Annotated in this window: 18 protein-coding genes and 4 pseudogenes; 16 read left to right on the forward strand and 6 right to left on the reverse strand. The window is 43.4% G+C overall.

The annotated features are described in order from the left end of the window. Positions 1–21: 21 nt before the first annotated feature. Positions 22–399 (reverse strand): helix-turn-helix domain-containing protein, encoded by a 378-nt coding sequence (locus NE609_RS08340; RefSeq protein ID WP_002578940.1) that lies wholly within the window; start codon positions 397–399, stop codon positions 22–24. 382 nt (positions 400–781) lie between these two features. Here NE609_RS08340 and NE609_RS08345 point away from each other — a divergent pair, with 382 nt between their 5' ends. From NE609_RS08345 to NE609_RS08410, 16 genes and pseudogenes are all read left to right on the forward strand, one after another. Next, positions 782–1,918 (forward strand): site-specific integrase, encoded by a 1,137-nt coding sequence (locus NE609_RS08345; RefSeq protein WP_002304408.1) that lies wholly within the window; start codon positions 782–784, stop codon positions 1,916–1,918. A 34-nt stretch (positions 1,919–1,952) separates the two neighbouring features. Then, positions 1,953–2,336, forward strand: a complete 384-nt coding sequence (locus tag NE609_RS17805) for a helix-turn-helix transcriptional regulator (protein WP_099323097.1) — start codon at positions 1,953–1,955, stop codon at positions 2,334–2,336. Next, positions 2,296–2,397 (forward strand): annotated as a pseudogene (locus NE609_RS17635) (peptide-binding protein); the annotation flags it as partial. The gene NE609_RS17805 and the pseudogene NE609_RS17635, both read left to right, overlap by 41 nt. Before the next feature lie 46 nt (positions 2,398–2,443). After that, entirely contained in the window at positions 2,444–3,181 is a 738-nt protein-coding gene (gene erm(B), locus NE609_RS08355) for a 23S rRNA (adenine(2058)-N(6))-methyltransferase Erm(B) (protein ID WP_002292226.1), read from the forward strand. Positions 3,182–3,350: 169 nt separating this feature from the next. Next, positions 3,351–3,611, forward strand: a pseudogene (locus NE609_RS08360) (topoisomerase DNA-binding C4 zinc finger domain-containing protein); the annotation flags it as partial. Positions 3,612–3,692: 81 nt separating this feature from the next. Continuing rightward, complete coding sequence (locus NE609_RS08365; RefSeq protein ID WP_002304405.1) at positions 3,693–4,589, forward strand: ParA family protein; 897 nt, start codon at positions 3,693–3,695, stop codon at positions 4,587–4,589. A gap of 91 nt (positions 4,590–4,680) precedes the next feature. Beyond that, positions 4,681–4,896, forward strand: a complete 216-nt coding sequence (locus NE609_RS08370) for a peptide-binding protein (protein ID WP_001835296.1) — start codon at positions 4,681–4,683, stop codon at positions 4,894–4,896. A gap of 16 nt (positions 4,897–4,912) precedes the next feature. Next, on the forward strand, positions 4,913–5,185 hold the full coding sequence (locus tag NE609_RS08375) for an antitoxin (RefSeq protein WP_000301765.1): 273 nt from the start codon (positions 4,913–4,915) through the stop codon (positions 5,183–5,185). Between the two features lies 1 nt (position 5,186). Then, positions 5,187–5,335: pseudogene (locus NE609_RS08380) on the forward strand (zeta toxin family protein); the annotation flags it as partial. Between the two features lie 60 nt (positions 5,336–5,395). Continuing rightward, on the forward strand, positions 5,396–5,941 hold the full coding sequence (locus tag NE609_RS08385; protein ID WP_002304402.1) for an AAA family ATPase: 546 nt from the start codon (positions 5,396–5,398) through the stop codon (positions 5,939–5,941). 286 nt (positions 5,942–6,227) lie between these two features. Further along, positions 6,228–6,531 (forward strand): annotated as a pseudogene (locus NE609_RS17810) (toxin zeta); the annotation flags it as partial. 503 nt (positions 6,532–7,034) lie between these two features. Further along, positions 7,035–7,904: a hypothetical protein gene (locus NE609_RS08390; RefSeq protein ID WP_002578944.1), complete on the forward strand. Its 870-nt coding sequence runs from the start codon at positions 7,035–7,037 to the stop codon at positions 7,902–7,904. A gap of 19 nt (positions 7,905–7,923) precedes the next feature. Then, positions 7,924–8,964: a hypothetical protein gene (locus NE609_RS08395; RefSeq protein ID WP_002304399.1), complete on the forward strand. Its 1,041-nt coding sequence runs from the start codon at positions 7,924–7,926 to the stop codon at positions 8,962–8,964. Between the two features lie 9 nt (positions 8,965–8,973). Continuing rightward, positions 8,974–9,228: a hypothetical protein gene (locus NE609_RS08400; RefSeq protein ID WP_002588965.1), complete on the forward strand. Its 255-nt coding sequence runs from the start codon at positions 8,974–8,976 to the stop codon at positions 9,226–9,228. A gap of 16 nt (positions 9,229–9,244) precedes the next feature. Next, the gene (locus tag NE609_RS08405; protein WP_002304397.1) at positions 9,245–9,508 is read left to right on the forward strand and encodes a DUF1292 domain-containing protein; all 264 of its coding nucleotides are present in this window, start codon (positions 9,245–9,247) and stop codon (positions 9,506–9,508) included. A gap of 49 nt (positions 9,509–9,557) precedes the next feature. Then, complete coding sequence (locus NE609_RS08410; protein ID WP_002588966.1) at positions 9,558–10,427, forward strand: zinc metalloprotease HtpX; 870 nt, start codon at positions 9,558–9,560, stop codon at positions 10,425–10,427. A 278-nt stretch (positions 10,428–10,705) separates the two neighbouring features. Here NE609_RS08410 and NE609_RS08415 read toward each other — a convergent pair whose 3' ends face one another. The 5 genes from NE609_RS08415 to NE609_RS08435 all read right to left on the reverse strand — a co-directional run bounded on the left by NE609_RS08415 (position 10,706) and on the right by NE609_RS08435 (position 20,457). Further along, positions 10,706–12,118 carry a relaxase/mobilization nuclease domain-containing protein gene (locus tag NE609_RS08415; RefSeq protein WP_002578945.1) on the reverse strand — a complete coding sequence of 471 codons (1,413 nt, stop codon included), beginning with the start codon at positions 12,116–12,118 and terminating at the stop codon, positions 10,706–10,708. A 62-nt stretch (positions 12,119–12,180) separates the two neighbouring features. Further along, positions 12,181–12,465, reverse strand: coding sequence for a hypothetical protein (locus NE609_RS08420; protein WP_002578946.1), 285 nt, complete (start codon positions 12,463–12,465; stop codon positions 12,181–12,183). A gap of 116 nt (positions 12,466–12,581) precedes the next feature. Beyond that, a complete protein-coding gene (gene mobC / locus NE609_RS08425) occupies positions 12,582–12,914 on the reverse strand; it encodes a plasmid mobilization relaxosome protein MobC (protein ID WP_002578947.1) in 333 nt (110 codons plus the stop codon). Further along, positions 12,914–19,957 (reverse strand): LPD11 domain-containing protein, encoded by a 7,044-nt coding sequence (locus NE609_RS08430; protein WP_227612560.1) that lies wholly within the window; start codon positions 19,955–19,957, stop codon positions 12,914–12,916. Before NE609_RS08430 ends, mobC begins: the two co-directional genes overlap by 1 nt. Positions 19,958–20,118: 161 nt before the next feature. Next, on the reverse strand, positions 20,119–20,457 hold the full coding sequence (locus NE609_RS08435) for a TnpV protein (protein WP_118199520.1): 339 nt from the start codon (positions 20,455–20,457) through the stop codon (positions 20,119–20,121). Positions 20,458–20,524 lie beyond the last annotated feature (67 nt).

Raw genomic sequence — 20,524 nt, forward strand, 5'->3', positions numbered from 1 at the left:
ATGGGCTTCTTTTTCATTATATCAATCAAGCTCCGCTTTTTTTATCATCTCTTGCTGGTCAATCAAGACATCAATCAACTTTCCTACGGTTATCAATGTTGTTACATTACACTTTTTCAGTTTTGCAGCAATCTCATTATCAATGATGCTGTCGCATTTTGCATATGGGGTATCCAGTAAAAAATAGTCAAAGTTCTTTTCCAAGACGAATGCCAGTTTTAGAAGCATTGCCAAAGAAACTTTCGTCTGTCCAACTTCAACATGGCTCATATGATTGTTCGAGCAACCAACCAACGCACCCAAATCAGCCTGACTATAACCCTTTTCCAGTCGGGCAGCTCTAATGCGCTGACCAATCTTAACGTAATCAATTTCCGGTTGCGTTTCAATCACCTCCATGCTGTGTATGATTCTGCTATACATTATAAAATGTACCAAAAATCTCAACAACCAACATCGGGTGCAAGTTGCATTTATAAATGCAATATGATAAAATTTTATAGGCAGATTGCATTAAATGATAGAATGAAAAGAACCCCAAGACGACAATATGAGCTATCTTGAGGTTCTTTAAAATAAAAAATTCGTAGAGTACATTACTCCACGAATCGCATTCTTCTCTGTTTTTTTTAGTTTATATCTTTATTTTACAAATTGTCGCACTGTTTGTCAATATGTTAGGGACATAAAACACGAGGTTTTGCACAAAAATCCATCTTAGAAAGTTCCAAAGTCACAATTTGCCGTCAGAATTATAGTCATATTGAAGGAGGTGTACCTTATGGCACGAAAAGGAGAAAATATTTACAAAAGGAAAGACGGCAGATGGGAAGGAAGATACATTAAGTCCCGATCTTCTACAGGCAAAGCCAATTACGGTTATGTTTATGCAAAGTCATATCGAGAAGTCAAGGCAAAACTTATCAGTCAAAGTTCGTGCACGAGTAATTCTGTCACTGTCGATCCAGAAATTAGCTCAGATCAATTTGAACAGGTTGCTATGGAATGGTTTCAAGCTATATGTCCTAAAGTGAAGGAATCTACAAGCAACAAATATAGGAATCTTCTCAGCTCGTATATACTTCCTGTGTTCGGAAGCAAACAATTGCGTGATATAACACACGAGTTTATTGAAACGCAGTGTAATTTTTTCCTTGTTTCTGGTGGATTAAAGGAGAATGGACTTTCCTCTAAAACTGTTTCAGATATTTTATCTCTAATTCGAAATGTCTTACAATTTGCCACCCGAAACGGGAAAGCCATTTCTTGTGACGCACGATCTATACAGATAAAACGTCAAACGAAGGAAATGAGAGTTTTGAGTCGTGCTGAACAGGAAAAATTATGCCAATACTTGTATTCTAATCTTGATTCCTGCAATATTGGTATATTAGTATGTTTATTCACTGGTCTCAGAGTAGGTGAAATTTGTGCGTTACGATGGGAAGATGTTTCATTCTCAGATTACACAATCCACGTGCATCAAACGCTCCAGAGAATCCAAGATAGAACCAACAGTGAATACAAGACAAGGATTGTTGTTACCACACCAAAAAGTGCTTGCTCCATCCGTACTATTCCAGTACCCCATGGCTTAATGACTATTCTTACAGCACACAAAGCTTCTTCTACTGGCTACATCCTAACCAATAGCGATCAGAATCCATTAGAACCAAGAACCATGCAAAATCATTTTAAGAAGGTATTGAAAAACAGCGGAATCACCTCCGCAAATTATCACTCGTTACGTCATACATTTGCTACAAGGTGCATAGAGCTTGGATTCGATGTAAAAAGTCTCAGCGAAATATTGGGTCATGCCAGCGTGAATATTACAATGAATCGCTATGTACACCCATCCATGGATTTAAAAAGAGAAAATATGCAACGGCTTTCTGATTTATTAGCCGTCAAATAAATTGTCAACACCGTCAAATAATGCTGAGTTTTCAGTGTTTGGCGGTGTTTTTTCGTGGAGTAATGTACTCTACGAAAGAGTATACCCAGGAGGAGATTTATTGATTCAATTTGTAGGGCGAGATGCTTATAAGCAGTTTTGGAATTTTAGTAAAGATGAGAAAGAGAACTTGGCCACTCAATTGGCGATTGAGTTACCCGCACTCAGAGGAAAAGTTGGTGCATCACAAGAAGAAATTGCTTCGGCTGTTGGTATTTCACGACAAACTTATAGTGCCTACGAAAATCGGACACGCCCAATTCCATGGAGTTTATATCTAGCACTATTGTTTTATTTTGATTACATTCCAAGTACACATTATATGATTCGCCAGCTTGAATTATTCCCAAATGAAAGAAGTTATGGAAATAAGACTTAGAAGCAAACTTAAGAGTGTGTTGATAGTGCAGTATCTTAAAATTTTGTATAATAGGAATTGAAGTTAAATTAGATGCTAAAAATTTGTAATTAAGAAGGAGTGATTACATGAACAAAAATATAAAATATTCTCAAAACTTTTTAACGAGTGAAAAAGTACTCAACCAAATAATAAAACAATTGAATTTAAAAGAAACCGATACCGTTTACGAAATTGGAACAGGTAAAGGGCATTTAACGACGAAACTGGCTAAAATAAGTAAACAGGTAACGTCTATTGAATTAGACAGTCATCTATTCAACTTATCGTCAGAAAAATTAAAACTGAATACTCGTGTCACTTTAATTCACCAAGATATTCTACAGTTTCAATTCCCTAACAAACAGAGGTATAAAATTGTTGGGAGTATTCCTTACCATTTAAGCACACAAATTATTAAAAAAGTGGTTTTTGAAAGCCATGCGTCTGACATCTATCTGATTGTTGAAGAAGGATTCTACAAGCGTACCTTGGATATTCACCGAACACTAGGGTTGCTCTTGCACACTCAAGTCTCGATTCAGCAATTGCTTAAGCTGCCAGCGGAATGCTTTCATCCTAAACCAAAAGTAAACAGTGTCTTAATAAAACTTACCCGCCATACCACAGATGTTCCAGATAAATATTGGAAGCTATATACGTACTTTGTTTCAAAATGGGTCAATCGAGAATATCGTCAACTGTTTACTAAAAATCAGTTTCATCAAGCAATGAAACACGCCAAAGTAAACAATTTAAGTACCGTTACTTATGAGCAAGTATTGTCTATTTTTAATAGTTATCTATTATTTAACGGGAGGAAATAATTCTATGAGTCGCTTTTGTAAATTTGGAAAGTTACACGTTACTAAAGGGAATGTAGATAAATTATTAGGTATACTACTGACAGCTTCCAAGGAGCTAAAGAGGTCCCTAGCGCCTACGGGGAATTTGTATCGATAAGGGGTACAAATTCCCACTAAGCGCTCGGGACCCCTTGTAGGAAAATGTCCTAAGTGTGGCAACAATATTGTATTAAAAAAATCGTTTTATGGTTGTTCAAATTATCCTGAATGTACCTTCGCTTTAGCTGAACATTTTAGAAAGAAAAAACTCACCAAAACAAATGTAAAAGAATTACTAGAGGGAAAAGAAACCCTGGTAAAAGGAATCAAAACGAAAGATAGAAAGTCCTACAATGCCGTTGTAAAAATCGGAGAAAAGGGATATATTGATTTTATCTCTTTTTCAAAATAAGCATAAAAGCCCTTTAAAGAGGGCTTTTATATATTAATCACAAATCACTTATCACAAATCACTTGTGATTTGTGATTCCTAATGATACAATATTACTATACAAAAAAAGAATGGGGCGTAGTTATGGAGAAGGAAGAACTCAAAATACTTGAAGAATTAAGACGTATTTTAAACAGTAAAAATGAAGCGATTGTTATCTTAAACAATTATTTTAAAGGTGGTGTTGGAAAGTCAAAATTATCGACTATGTTTGCTTACTTGACAGACAAATTTAATTTAAAAGTTTTAATGATCGATAAGGACTTACAAGCAACATTGACAAAAGACTTAGCAAAAACATTTAAGGTAGAATTGCCACGTGTTAATTTTTATGAAGGACTGAAAAATGGAAACTTGGCTTCTTCTATTGTTCATTTGACTGATAATTTAGACTTGATCCCTGGCACGTTTGATTTGATGTTACTGCCAAAATTAACTCGCTCATGGACTTTTGAAAATGAAAGTAGATTGCTTGCTACTCTTTTAGCACCTTTAAAAAGTGACTATGATCTCATTATTATTGATACTGTACCAACGCCAAGCGTTTATACAAATAATGCAATCGTGGCAAGTGATTACGTTATGATCCCTTTACAAGCAGAAGAAGAAAGTACAAACAACATTCAAAACTATATTTCCTATTTGATTGATTTACAAGAACAGTTTAACCCTGGACTAGATATGATCGGTTTTGTTCCTTATTTAGTTGATACGGACAGCGCAACGATAAAATCAAACCTGGAAGAACTGTACAAGCAACATAAAGAAGATAACTTGGTTTTCCAAAATATTATCAAGCGAAGTAATAAAGTAAGTACCTGGTCTAAAAACGGAATTACAGAACACAAAGGCTATGACAAAAAAGTTTTATCCATGTATGAGAACGTATTTTTTGAAATGCTTGAGCGAATCATTCAATTAGAAAACGAAAAAGAATAGAATCACAAATCACAAGTGATTAATCACAAATCACTTGTGATTTGTGATTGTTGATGATAAAATAAGAATAAGAAGAAATAGAAAGAAGTGAGTGATTGTGGGAAATTTAGGCGCACAAAAAGCAAAACGAAATGATACACCAATCAGTGCAAAAAAAGATATAATGGGAGATAAGACGGTTCGTGTTCGTGCTGACTTGCACCATATCATAAAAATCGAAACAGCAAAGAATGGCGGAAACGTAAAAGAAGTTATGGATCAAGCCTTAGAAGAATATATACGGAAATATTTACCTGACAAACTTTAAAAGGAGTGAAAATGAAATGGCAGTTACGTATGAAAAAACATTTGAAATAGAGATCATTAACGAATTATCGGCAAGCGTTTATAATCGAGTATTAAACTATGTTTTGAACCATGAATTAAATAAAAATGACTCTCAATTATTGGAAGTCAATTTATTAAACCAATTAAAGCTTGCAAAACGTGTAAATCTTTTTGATTATTCTTTAGAAGAATTACAAGCCGTTCATGAGTATTGGCGGTCAATGAATCGTTACTCAAAACAAGTTTTGAATAAAGAGAAAGTGGCTTAATATGGCAAATATAGTCAATTTTACTGACAAACAGTTTGAGAATCGCTTAAATGATAATTTAGAAGAATTGGTTCAAGTAAAAAAGCGGTTGAATCGCCAACCGCTTTTTTACTTGGTGGGCAATCAGGGTCAGGGAAAACCAGTTTGCGAAGAAGATGATTGAGCAGGCAGGAACAAAGTGATAAATTCAAATTGTGAGGGAAAATACAGATGAATCAAGGAAGAATTATTGTGATTACAGGCTCACCGGGGACAGGAAAAACAACAACTGCGTCAATTGTCGCAAAGGAATCAGATATGGATAAATCAGTGCATATGCACACCGATGACTTTTTTCATTACTTAAGCAAAGGCGCAATACCACCACATTTGCCAGAATCCAACAAGCAAAATCTGGTTGTCATTGAAGCCTTTTTAGAAGCTGCAAAGCGATATGCTCGTGGCGGATATGATGTAATTGTAGATGGGATTGTCGGGCCATGGTTTTTGGAGCCATGGAAAGCTCTTGCCCAAGAAGATTACGAGGTACACTATATTGTATTAAGAGCGAGTAAAAAAGAAACTATGAAGCGAGCTGTGGAACGCTCAAAATTAGATAGAAAAACAAATATTGAATTAGTGGAAACAATGTGGGAGCAATTTTCCGGTTTGGGGATATATGAATCAAATGTCATAGACACAACTACATTCACAATTAAAGATACGGTTTCCGCAATAAAAGAAAGAGTTGCATGTGGGACGTCTTTACTATCTTAGACATTCCCATTTGTCAGGAAGATAGCAAAGCCAGCCGAGCCAGTCAACGGTCAAGATGAACGGCGCATTTCATGCGCCGCCGTTGACAGTCACGCCCGTCTTTGCTAAAAAGTAATCAAGGCGGGAAAGCCCTAAAATGGCTTCCCGCCCATTTCAATTTTTAGAAAAGAAACGCTCCAAAATCAGAAAGAGAGCGTCCAAGCACTTTGAGGGATTGGCCGCCTTGTCCACCCATTCAGCGGGACAGCGGGCGGAGGTCAAGGCCGGGTGTAAACCCGTTCATTTCAGCTTAGAAACCCTTCATAAAACGGGCTTATTTAGCGATATAAGGCTTTATAATAGAGAAGGAGTGAAACTTCTATTCAAGTTTAGAAACGCCTTCCATTAGTCCGAAAGAGACCTTAGAAAGAGAATTAAATCGTAAAGTATCAGGGAAAGAAATTCAACCGACTTTGGAGAGAATAGAGCAAAAAATGGTTCAAAATCAACACCAAGAAACCCCTGAATTTAAAGCAATTCAACAAAAATTGGAAAGCTTGCAGCTACCTACACCACCAATACCCAAAACACCTAAACTTCCAGGACTTTAAACCTTAAAAAAGGAAAAGAGTAGTTACCAAAAAACGGTAACTACTCTTTTTTTATAAAAACCTTTCCTCATGTTTGAAAAGCTGATCGAGAAATAAAGCACACAACGGTATTCTTTCTTTTTTCAGTTGGTACATTTTGCAGTCTGTAACGTGTCATTTACTGTTTGTTACCTTAACATATCCAGTCGAAAACACAAGGGTATATAAACGAGCAAGCTCGCCCTTGTGTTTTCTTTGTGTCTATGTTGCGTTCTCGTCACAGCAAACGACACGAACACACTGGCGAAAATGAACCAACAAAACGAAAAAAGAAAGGAGCGTATACTTCACAGACGGTGTTAAGGATACTTACCAGATGAAACCGTACATTGCACCGACCGCTGCTGAGTTGGAACAATTTCTTTCCTCTCTAAATTAAATCTTGCCGAAGCAGTGATGTGTCAGACTTTCCTGACACATCGCCGCTTTGCACTTCACAAAATCCGCTGCCAGGAGGTGATGAAATGAGTATGGTAAATGCTGACTCCGTTCAGCTATTCGCAATGCTGAAAAAAATGCAGGATTCCATTTCCTCCATCGAAACTACCAAAAAATCTGTAAAGATGAAATATGAACAGTTAGGTGCTGGATGGCAAGATAAAAAATACAACGAGTTGGGCGTGGTTGTAAGAGACTGCAACAAGGCTCTCAATGACATATTGGTAATTATGCTTCAAGCAGAAAAATATGTGGCTTTACTCGCCAAGAGCCTTAGTGAATACGAAAGTGTTCAACTAGGATCTACAAATGGAATATCTGCAAGCACACCTCAGACCAGTAGTTTTGCTGTTACACCATCAAGTGCAGATACAACCACCTTTGAGTCAAATACCTTTGGTTCTAATCTTGCATTTGTTCAAGACAGACTATCAGCTGAACGATATTTTTCCCGTGGAAATCACTATGAAGAATATCGAGATTATTGGGAGAACGGGAACTATACCTTTTCTCGAAATGAAAATCCAGAACTCGTATACGTTAGAGCAAGGGATATTGAAGGAGTTTATCTCAGTGACCGAGAACTTGGGAACCCGGAAGGATTTTGGACACGGAATGGTCGAGAGGGATGGTCGAGAGAAAACATTCTAAGGCGAGCTTCGCACATCCAAGATGTTCGTCAAAATACTGAGTCAGGAATGTCTTTGGATGAGCTTTCACAAAACCCAGTGTTAGATGATACCATTCGTAGCTATTACAATAATCCTGTCCAGGTTGCGCAGGTAGGTTCTTATTATGTATTTCAGAGTGATGGGCGACATCGAACACTTGCAGCTCAATCGCTTGATACATATATCCCGGTTTTAGTAACAGGTAGCTACACTCGAAATGATTAACAAATGAGGAGGTGAGTGTTTGAGCAACGTAAATGCTGATGCAACTCAATTACTGACAATACTGAAAAATATGCGGACCTCCATTTCTTCTATCGAAACTACAAGAAGTTCTGTGAAGATGAAATATCAGCAATTGGGAATTGGATGGAATGACAAGAAGTACGATGAGCTGGGAACTATCGTAAAAGATTGCAACAAAGCCCTGAATGATATTTTACAGATTATGCTTCAGGCCGAAAAATACGTTGCTTCACTTGCCAAAAGTGTACAAGAATATGATAATGTTAATTTGGACACTCCTTCTGCACGAAATTCTTTCCTCCAGGGTCTGCAAACACCTAATGTTGGTAATTCGTCTTATCAGTATTGCCTTGGCGTGCTAACCCAAGGTAGCACACCAGACGGATATATCGCTGTTATATCACAACGCCATGAAAATGCAGAGCAGAATGTCAGAGAAGTGTTTGACCATTTCGCTGGTAAACTGATGATACAAGATTCTGAATATCCACCGGATCAGACAGCACATTACTCACCGGGAAATTATATAGGGCATTCACGAGGAGTCTACTACAATGCAGCTTCTGATATGACAAATCCAAGAGGTGCAGGAACAACTTATTTCCACGAGCTTGCTCACATGATCGACCATGCTTCGTGCAACTATCGGAGCAATCTATCCAATACTCCAGAATTTGCTGAGGCACTGGTTGAGGACGGACAAAGAATCCTGAGCTTATATAACAATCTTCCAGTGGAAAAGCAAACTGCTTTTCTGACCCGTATTAGGCAGGATTCAGCTCACTCCTTCTCGGACTTAATTGATGCGACAACAAATGGTCAATTGCACGGAAATTATGGTCACTCAAGGAACTATTGGACGAGACCGGGCAATCTACAAGCAGAAGCCTTTGCCCACTTTTTTGAAGCGTCTATGGGAGACCAAGGCAAATTAGAGCTATTAGCAAATTTCTTTCCTACAGCGTTTGGTATTTTTTCTTCAATGATTGATTCTATTAGACCAGATAATCATGTTAGGGTCTTGAGCAGAGAAAGGTAGGTGCATACAATGGACAAAAACAAGAGCGTTGCAGATTTTATGAATAGCTTCCTTAATACACCTGAACCGAAAATTGATAATGAGTATTATGAAATCGAAGAACAGTATTTTCGGCAATTCGGTCATGGTGTCCCAAGGGAAATGTTGCCTGATAGCATTTCAACGGAACAAATTAAACAAGCCATGAAAAAATGCATTCTTTCCAAAAAGGATAATCTCTTTGAACTATTAGGCATCATTATCAACGATAATTATTTATATTAAGAAAAGGAACGACGACATGGATGAAGACAACATTATAACTTTGAATGATGAGAATGGGAACGAAGTTGAATTTGAATTTCTTGACTTAATACCGTATCGCCAGAACGAATATGTTGTCCTGCTTCCTATTGGAGATTCGGATGGGCAAGTTGTTATTTTGCAGCTGAAAGAAATTGACGATGAAACAGAAGAATATGTTGGTGTTGAAAACGAATTTGTGTTAGAGACTGTCTTTGCTCTGTTCAAAGAGCGAAACAAAGATTTCTTTACATTTGAGTAATTAAACAATGCAAGCTCAAACCAACAACACGATAAAAGGGGGGTGCATTATGGATATTTGGCATCGTGTAGGCAGAATTGTTCGCTTCTCAAACTTAGGAACTCTTCTGTTCTTTACTCTTAATATTCTGCTGATTGTTGCTGTGTTCGGTTCGTCAGGAAGCATTGTTGAACTGATTTGTATTTACTTTTTCACAGTAGCTATCAGCTTATCCCCATTAGGCGAAATGTGCCTGGCTGCCTTCGCAGGAGCAAGCGATATAAAAAGAGTAGATATAAAACTTCGAGTTGTCCCGCTGGTTCAATATGTTTTAGATAAAGCAAAAGAGAACACATCATACTGTCCTAAAAAAGTGAAAGTGAAGATTATCCATGATCCTGCTCCAAATGCATTTGCTCTAGGTAGGCAAACACTATGCATAACTGACGGATTGCTTTTACTCTCCGATGATATGATACTTGGAATTCTCGCCCATGAGATCGGACATCTCTCATACGGACATACTGTTATCCAATTATTGATTGGCGGGGGCAATATATTTATATCCGGGTGCCTCCTGTTAATCAAAATATCCTACTGGATTTTTTCTGCAATCATGGGGCTGTTCGCAATATGCTCTCGTAGTGGTGTAATGGGTATAATTACCGCAGTTTTCGCAGGAATATCAACAGCACTTTCTTGGTTATGGGTAAAGTTCTGTATGCTTTTTCTGATGTGGTCTATGAGACAAAATGAGTATCTGGCTGATGAATTTGCTTATAAAATTGGTTTTGGTCTTGAATTAGCGACGGTATTAGACCAACATATCTCAGATGTTCCGCATGATGGTTTTCTCAGTGCAATATACTCAACTCATCCATGCAACGATGATAGGGTTGCAGCATTGCAAAATTTAGGTGTACCCTATTCTCGATACTAAATTCATAATCTCACAAATTGGCAAGCAGTGTAAACCTGTACAGGTTCACTCATTTTCTCGATTTTCCCTTCGGTGCAATCTTCGCAAATTTGCTTGTTGGGGAAGCATCCCCAATCCCCTTTGAACATCATCTGCCGATGATGGCTACACGATTTTCAATCGTTTCTCAAAGAACAGTAGAATAAAAATTTGCCCATGGTTGAAAGCACCGAAATCGAAAAGCAAAAAAGCAGCCACGATCCGCACCCTTTGGGGAGTGCAGACCGTGGCTTTTTGCTTTAACGGAAGTTCTTCTTTTCCTCTTTCTCTTTCTCTTTTTCCTGCTCTTTCTGCCTGTCGATATTCAAAATCGTTTCAACCGTCCGTTTGGCAATCAGCAGTTCTTCTTTCTCTTTTCTGATCTGACGGTACTCAGCGTAGTCCTGCTTTTTCTGGACTGCCAGCTGATGAAACTCCTCATACAATGATTGCATGGACGGGAGCTTTGTAATCTGCAATTCATCAAAGGCTTGCTTCGCCGCTTTATGAATTGTGATTTCCTGACGGTGTTCTTCAAAGAATTTTTTGCTATATCCAGACTTGCGGTACTCGATATAAATTTGCCTTGTGTTGCGATAATTTTTGATGTGCTGCTGCAACGCCTGAACCTCAACCATACGTTTCTCTGCGACCTTGATAGAATCAGAAAGCGCATCGAACCGGGCAGACAGATTTTCAATATGAGCAGTCAGATCGTCGTAGTTGCCCAAGCCTTTTTCTTTCAGTAGGATTACCGTTCGGGCAGCTTCTTTTCGGTTGAACTTCTTCGCCCACTTTTCATAACCGACCGTCTTGCCCTCGGCCATCTTTGCCTGAATATCAATCAGCATCTGGAACTGCTTCGGGGCAGGAGCCTTGGCAGAGCCGCCTTTTGATTTGTGCAGGTTCTTGCCGGAGATAACCGCTTGAATTTCCTCTTTGCTATATCCTTCGCCCAGGGAACGCAGCCGAATGAAACGCTTCTGATTCTCGCCCTTGAACGCAGGCTGCTTTCCATCCTTGAACTCAAATCCCATGTCAGCCAGAGCCTGAACAAAGCCATCAAAGCTCTTTGGTTTCTGCTTCAGCACCGCATCAATCGCATCACATAATTCGTCACGCTGGGTACGCTTCTTGGGATAAACAGTTCTTTTCTGGCGCTCCCGATACGGCTTCGGTGTAATAATGGACAGCCCGTGTTCCAGGCAAACCATATCACTGAGTCTTTGCACCGCCAGACCGGAAAGAAAGAAGTTTTTGAATTTCCGTGTGGCATCCAGCGAGGTCGAATTATAAATGATATGATTGTGAATGTGGGATTTGTCGATGTGGGTCGCAACGATGAAAGCGTGTTTTCCCTTTGTCCATCGCATCGCTGTTTCATAGCCGACTTGGTTCGCTTCTTCCGGGGTGATTTCTCCCGGCTTAAAGGACTGGCGTATCTGGTATGCGATGATATTGTTCTTCTGCTGTCTGCCGGTAATATGCTGATACTGCCGTTTGGAAAGCAGAAATTCCTCATCTGCTGTCTTTGGATCACACTCATAGGAACTGATAAATTCGCCATCATTGGTTTTTGCGGCATTTTGTGAGTAGTCGGTTCTGTCTGCCAAACATTGAGCGACCGTCTTTCCCTTATTCACATGGAGTGCAATCAATCTTGTCGCTGCCATTCCCATCACTTCCTTCCCAAAAAGAAAAAGCCACCGGTCGGTGACTTTTCTCTGATATTATCTTATGACCTGATAAATGCTCCCAGACTTTCTCCAATATTCTCGACTTTCATAACAGCCCAGACGAGCAAGAACACCGCTGCTATTGTCGCAATTCCAAGAACCACAAGAATAAGCAGGGACTGCCACAAAGCCTTTACAATGCAGTAAATCGCAGATCCGCCAATGACCAAGAGCAATAAACCAATTACATAGGACACAACATTTGTAAGCAGATTTCCAAGAATGCAAATCACTTTTACAACGAACAGCACCGGCAGTGCCAATATCTTCAATACCAGCTTCATAGGCTCAACCCCTTTCTTTTAATTATATTGTACAAGGGTATCTGCCATAACGCAATGATGTCAACCCTTATGTAAAAGCCGCAGCCGAAACTGCGACTTCCCAACAAGTTGTCGGATTACTGGATTGAGGACAGGCGAACAAGAACTTCTCTCATGTCCGTCCAGATCTCCTCCAGCCGTTTTTGCAAATCCTCAATGTCAGCACGATAGATGCTGCCTGTTTCGTTCGCTCGCTTTGCGTACTGGTTCAGGTTGTTGGAGCAGATTCGCAGGAGCGAAACCAGGGCTTTCACATCCTGCAAATCCAGTCTGATACAGTAACCATCCAGAGCCATTTTCCGCAGATAGGCTCCCATGCTGCGGATGCCAAGCTCGTCCATCTTCTCATGGATTCGCTCGACCTCCTCCTTGGATGCAAGGAAATGAACATCCTGATCTCGCTTTGCCATTACAACACCTCCTCACGGGTTTCAGAGTATTTTGCAGGCGGGATATGCTCCGCTTTGGATTTCAGATCAGCCAACACAGAAGGACGCTCTGACTCGCTTCTTTCGTCACGATTTTCCACAGAGTCCTCCATATTCAGGGCTGCATCCAGTTCTGCCAGTCGCTGACTTTTGGCTGTCAGCTCTGCTTCCTGCGGGAACGGTTTTCCAACCTCCGCCTTGGCTGCTTCCTGCTGATTGTAGAGATTATTCAACTGCTCATTGGCTCGTTCTAAGCGCTCAAGGATGCCTGCAAGGGCATTGTCCAGTCGGGTGATATTTCCTCGTGCGTCCGTTCCAAGGGCTACTCTGTGGCTCACAGCGCCCTTCAGGGTCACATCGAACTCGTTCCGGAAACTGTCAAACGAAAGCTCCATCTGAAAGCCACGGTAACTGCCAAGAGGAACCGGATCGGCACTTTTCGTGTCCTTACAAGCCGCAAGGAGGATTTCACCGGCATCTGCCTTTTCGGTGTAGGCTTTGCCCATGATTTCCATGCCGCAAAAGCCATCGGCAATCTGCGGGTGTGCTTCCACGGTTTTAATATCAGCTTCAAAGCCATGAATATAGCCTGTCTGCTTTTCAATCTCAGCCGGGAAGTATTTCAGAAGCTTATCTTCCATACGGTACTGCTGGCTCTGGTGGTCAGCTTTCAGCACCTTCAGCCTTGCCACATCAATGTCCAAGTCCATCTTTTCCTTGATAAGCGGATTGCCGGCACACAGCGCCTTGATCTCCGCATAGGACAGCGCCTGCTCATCCACATCGTCACAGGAGCGAACCGGTGATTTGGAGGTCATAATCTGAGAAATAAACTTCTGCTTGTTTTCCAAGGTCTGATACAGGTAGGCATCGAAGGTTCCCTCGGTCACATACTGATACACCTGAACCTCTTTGTTCCGGTTGCCCTGACGGATGATACGACCGTTTCTCTGGGTCATATCAGACGGACGCCAACCCACATCCAAGTGGTGAACTGCCACCAATTTGTCCTGGACGTTGGTTCCTGCACCCATCTTTTGCGTACTGCCAAGAAGCACTCGCACCTGCCCGGTACGAACCTTGGCAAAGAGGTCTTTTTTCTTTGCCTCGGTATCTGCATCATGGATAAAGGCAACTTCTTCCGCAGGCACACCGTTTGCAATCAGCTTGGTTTTGACATCATCATAGACATTGAAGGTTCCATCATTTTTCGGTGTGCTAAGGTCGCAGAACACCAACTGGGTCAATTTGTCAGCCTGACCGTCCTGCCAGATACGCAGGATATTTCCCACGCAGGCATTGAGCTTGCTGTCAGGGTCATCGGGTAACAGGGTGTTCATTAGCCGCTGATCCAGTCCCAATTTTCGTCCGTCGCTGGTAATCTTGAGCATATTATCGACGGACGGGTCTACAATACCGGCATGAACATCTGCTGCTCTCTCTGAAAGGGAAGCCACCATATCCTTCTGGTACTCAGAGGGCTGAACCACAACCGTTTCAAACTTTGCTTCGGGAACAGGGAGATGCAACTGGTCAGAGGTCTTGATGTCGGCAACCTCCTTGAACATATTCATCAGTTCAGGCAGGTTGAAGAACTTCGCAAATCGGGTTCTGGCACGATAGCCGGTTCCCTCCGGTGCAAGCTCAATCGCAGTTGTTGTTTCTCCGAAGGTCGATGCCCAGGAATCAAAATGGGTCAGGTTCTTTTGCTGGAGCGTACTGTACTGGAGATAGCGCATGACCGTATAAAGCTCGGTCATCGAGTTACTTACTGGAGTACCGGTTGCAAAGATCACACCACGCCCGCCGGTCAGCTCATCCATATAGCGGCACTTCATAAACATATCCGAAGATTTCTGGGCTTCGGAGGTGGACAGACCTGCCACATTTCGCATTTTTGTGTAGAGGAACAAATTCTTGAACGCATGGCTTTCGTCCACAAACAGCCGGTCTACACCCAACTGCTCAAAGGTAATGACATCATCTTTCTTGTCAGCGGCAAGGAGCTTGTCCAGTCTGGCTTCCAATGATTTTCGTGTTTTCTCCATCTGCTTGATCGTGAAGTTTTCGCCACGCTGCCATTTCAGCTCCGCAATCGCACCCTCGATCTCATCAATCTGCTCCCGCAGCTGCCGTTCCTGTCGTTCGGCAGAAAGCGGGATTTTTTCAAACTGGCTGTGACCGATGATGACTGCATCATAGTCACCCGTTGCGATACGAGCGCAGAACTTCTTACGGTTTGCTGTTTCAAAATCCTTCTTGGTGGCAACAAGGAGCTTGGCACTCGGATAGAGGTGCAGGAACTCGTTTGCCCACTGTAAGGTCAAGTGATTCGGCACAACGAACAGGGATTTCTGGCTCAATCCAAGCCGTTTACTCTCCATAGCCGATGCAGCCATCTCGAAGGTCTTGCCCGCACCAACTTCGTGTGCAAGCAGCGTATTTCCACCATATAGCACATGAGCGATAGCATTTCTCTGGTGTTCACGGAGGGTAATATCCGGGTTCATGCCGCCGAAACGGATATGAGAGCCATCATACTCACGAGGTCTGGTGGAGTTAAAAAGTTCGTTGTACTTGGTGGAAAGGGTTTCTCGTCTGTGCGGATCTCTCCAAATCCAATCTCGGAACGCATCCTTGATTGCCTGCTGTTTCTGCTGTGCCAGGGTAGTTTCTTTTTTATTGAGGACACGCTTCTGCTTACCATCTGCATCTTCAATCGTATCATAGATACGAATATCCTTCAGATTCAGCGTTTCCTCCAGAATCCGATATGCGTTGGCTCGCTCTGTACCGTAGGTGACATACGCCGCCACATCGTTGTAGTTGGGAGAACTCTTACCGTTGATGCGCCACTCTGCGGTCAGCTCGGAGAACTTGACCTCAATGGAACGGCGCAAGTAATACGGCGTTTCAAAGGTTTCCTCCATGAACTGCTGAATATAATCGGCATCAATCCATGTTGCACCCAAACGCACATCAATCTCGGACGCATCCAAGTCCTTCGGCTGTGCTTTCTGCAAGGCTTCCACATTGATGTGGAAGGAAGAATCCCTGTCTGCCGCCATCTGTGCGACACGCAGCTTGCTTCTTACATCACCGGAAAGGTAATCATCGGCAGTCTGCCATCCAACTTCCACAGCATCGGGAGCCATCGGGTCTTTGAAGATCACCCCTCGAAGCTCTGCCTGAATCGCATCGTATTCTCCAGGTGTTCCAAGCAGCTGTGCCATAAACGGCAAATCCACCTTGCCACGCTCACCGATAGAGATTGCCAGAGCTTCGGACGGCGTATCCACGCTCGTCACTCTGCGTTCCGGCTTGATGGTTCGCTTGGTGAACATATCCGCCTTGCTTTTCAGATTGCCGTCCTCATCCACATTTTCCAGAGAACACAGGAGATAGTAGGAGGAATCGTCAGCAAATGCCTGACCATTGGCTCGATTATTGATAAGCCCGTTCTTTGCGGCAAACGCATCGTAGGCATCATTCAGTTCTGCCTGTTTCTGAGTAATCATTTCATCCGGGTAATCCTCAAGCTGATATTCGATCAGCTCGTTGACGATACCACGAAGTTCCACCATGCCCATCACACGGTCTTTTGCTTTCTCATTCAGGTCTACACGGCGCATCAGGGAGTTTTCACGGAAGTACACATTGCCATCCACCACGGTATAAGAGAAATTCTTTACATCCGGGGTTGCAGGAATGGTTTCGATTTCCTTACCCTTGTCAGCTTCGGGAAGCTCCACAGCCTGATAGGTTCCTTGGATGTGGGAAACTGCTTCTTTCAGAAGTTCGGACAGTTCCATGCCCTCAATGGGACGCACTGTAATGTCCATGCCGTAGGCGGTACTTTCTTCCACCGTATCGCCCAGAACCATTTCAGGATGAGCGACAAAGTAGCTGTTCATGGTGTGTCCTTCTTCGGTGCGGTCAAGGTTTACCCATTCCGGTACAATGTCAATCGGATGGTCACGCTTTTGCAGGAACAGGATGTCGGACACGACTTCCGTGCCTGCGTTTTTCTTAAAGGCATCGTTTGGCAGACGGATTGCACCAAGCAGTTCCGCCCTCTGCGCCATATATCGCCTTGCGTCAGAGTTCTTGGAATCCATGGTGTAACGGCTTGTCACAAAAGCGACCACACCACCGGGACGAACCTGATCCAAAGCCTTGGCAAAGAAATAGTTGTGAATGGAGAATCCCAGCTTGTCATACGGCTTGTCGGACACTTTGTAGTTGCCGAAAGGGACATTACCCACAGCCAGATCGTAAAAGTCTCGGCGGTCTGTCGTTTCAAAACCGGCTACTTTGATTTCTGCGTTGGGATAGAGCTTCTGAGCAATTCTGCCGGTGATGGAATCCAGTTCCACACCATACAAACGGCTGCTCTGCATTTCAGGAGGGAGCATACCAAAGAAGTTGCCGATACCCATAGCAGGCTCCAGAATATTTCCTGTTTCAAAGCCCATCTGTCCGACCGCATCGTAGATGGAGCGAATGACCGTAGGGCTGGTGTAATGTGCGTTCAGGGTGGAAGCTCTTGCCGCAGCATATTCATCTTCGGAAAGCAGGTTTTTCAGTGTCTGATACTCCTTCGCCCAATTTCCCTTGTCCGGGTCAAAGGCATCTGCCAGACCGCCCCAACCGACATAATTCGACAAAATCTCCTGTTCTTCGGTAGTGGCGTTCCTGTTCTCGCTTTCCAGTTTGAACAGAGTTTCAATGGCTGCGATGTTTCTTGCGAATTTCTGCTTCGGTCCACCTTCACCGATGTTGTCATCCGTGATGTGGAAGTTCACCGCAGGAACAGGTGGGATTTCTCTGGTGGTGATGGACTGCTCAAGCTGAGCGATAATGTCCATGACTTCGGCATTCTGCCATCCGTCCACCTGGGCATAATCCTGAATGATGGTGTCCTTTCCATCTACGCACTGTACGAAGTCCAGACTACCCGGCAGATCTCTGGTATTCATTGCACCCAGGGCTTTTCTCTGCGTGTCAGGAAGTGCATAGTAGGCTCGCAGGGCATCATCAAAGGAACTGTATTCCTTGATGTCCAGCGCACCCCGCTTCTGAATGTCCTCGGCAACATAAAAATGATCGATGAAGTGTTCCGGTTCCTGCTGTTCGGGTTCCGCACTGGCTCTGACCTGTGCGTGTGCCTTTTCGTCAGGGTAGTCCCCATAGATACGGATGCACTTATGCTCCTGCTGATCGTAAACGGCAGCACCATCGTACTTGAATCCGTCATCCTCCATGGTTCCGTCCACATAGCCCTGGGCAGCTTTTTCCGCTTCTTCCAGAGTGTAGTAGTCCAGTTTATCATCGAAGCCGTTTTCAAAGTGATGGTAGGCGGCAACCAGATAGCGGGGAGCCATGCGCTCCTCGTAGCTGTTAATCATCTCAGGTGTCAGCCATTCTGGTTTGTCGGGAATCATTTCATACAGCTCACGCATCTTGGCAATCTGTGCATGGCGGTTGCCTGCCCACAGATGCTTTTCGCTGTGCTGTCCTGCACCAAGGAAGTATTCGCAGTCCATACGCAGACGGTCTAACAGCTGATACTCAGGGGTGTAGTCCCTCGGTTCGGTTTTGCCCAGAAAATCCTCTGTAACGGGCTTTTCTTCGGTTTGGGCATCAACCCTTACCGCATGGTTTCTTTCGTCCTGAGAGAGCATACGCTCGAAATTCTCACGATTCTCGGCACGGAAGATGGGATAAGCAAGCGTAGGGTCACGCAGCTGAACTTCTCTGTCCGTGATCTGCTCCACACGGAAAGCTGTATCGTCCAGATATACCGTGTCACCGACCTGATAATTCCATTTCGGTTCCTCGGAAGCAGATGCTTCCACAACTTCGGCAGGCTCTGCCACAGGCGCTTCTGGCTGAACCGACTCCATCGCAGCTACGGACTGACGAACTTCCTCCAAATAGTCATTGGCAAGCCATTCGTCCGTGAAGTATTCCGTAACGCCTTCCGGGTCTACATAGTAGTCATCGGTCTGATTATCCCAGATCGCATACTCGCCATCCTCGGTATCAATCACTGCGAAACGGTCATAAACATCTTCCAACGGATCAGTTTTAGCTTCTTCGATAGCCTGTCGTTCCGCTTCTTCCTCCGGGCTGAGGTAGCGTCCCTTTCGTATCAGACCGTCGATTCTCTGCACCACCTGCGCCCAGGACATCTGCAATTTATCGCAACCGCTCTTGGTGTAAGCAACACCCTTGGCATCGTGATCCTGACCGCTGTGCGTTGCACCAGAGCAGGCATGGGAATGACCACCGGTTCCGTATTCATGCTTCAGGAAGTCCATCTTTTCCTTGGCAGAATGATTCTCCTGCCAGTAGTTATAAATACGGGCTTTACCACCGGAAAAGCCGCTTCCACGGGTCAAGTCTGCATTGACTTCATCATCCGTAATGAACTGGCGGACAAGGGGCATCTGCATCATATCGGTCTGATACTCACGCAAAGGCATATTCAACTCATACAGCTGTTTCTGAATGAGATTCAGCTTGTGATAGTGAAAACGAAGCAGATCGGGATTTTCCGCAAGGGTTTTTCTAAATTCCGAATACTGCTGTACCAAGGTTGCGTGGAAACGAGGGTCATCCAACTTTTCAGCCAAGTCTGCGGTTTCGTCAGGGAAACCACGAAACGGTTCCTGATGAAGAATTGCCAGATAGTTGCTGGAACGGGCTTCTTCACTCAAATCGTGATAAAGATGCCACAGGGATTCTGCCAACTTCTGACGCTCATATCCGGATGCTTCTACCAGTTCCACATTAGTTGCGAACCGACCATTTTCAAGCAGTTCTCCAATGCGCTCGGCAACCGTTTCCCAAGAAACGATCTGCGCTCTGGGGCTGTCAATGGCAGAGGAACCTTTGGCAAGGTGGATACCGTCCTCGGCATACCACGCACAGATATTCCCGCTATCTTCTTTCAGACCATAGCCGCCGTGATAGACCTGCTTTAAGGTCTGAACGATTTCTTCCAACGGCTTCTGCTTCATATATTCCAGCGCTACGACTTTTCGGGCTTCATCGGTATTGCTACCAAGCAGAAGGAAGTGGTCGATTTCTTCCTGGGCAAAAGAAAAAGCAGAGGGCGTAAAGCTCTCTGCTCGGTCGATAAAACTGATTTGTTCATTTTCGGAGAGGAAAAGGTTCAGACTCAGCTGTTGATAAGCTCCGTCATCACGACTTCCTCCGCCTGTGCTTTCAGGCTGTTCATGTGCTGCACCCACGCCATCTGCTGCGTTTCCTTGTCCGGTGCGGGGCTGTCCTTCAGGTACTGCTCCATCAGAAACTCCACTCTGGCTTTCGCTGTTTCCTCGATCTCCCACAGGTGCGGGAACAGGCTCTCCGTCAGAATCATGTCGTTCAGGAGCATCGGATTGTTCTGTTCCAAAAATGCTCGACGCATCCTGCCGTACTTGCCCAGAGGTTTCTCTCCCTCGTTCTCCAACTGAAGGTTCGGAATCTGATAATCTCCGGCCTGTCTGTAAGTCATCTCGCTCATAATCTGTACTCCTTTCGGTAGCTTTAATCTGCTCATGTTCTCCAATCGCTTTTTCGAT

This window comes from Anaerotruncus sp. DFI.9.16 (assembly GCF_024461615.1).
Lineage (GTDB): Bacteria > Bacillota > Clostridia > Oscillospirales > Ruminococcaceae > Anaerotruncus > Anaerotruncus massiliensis.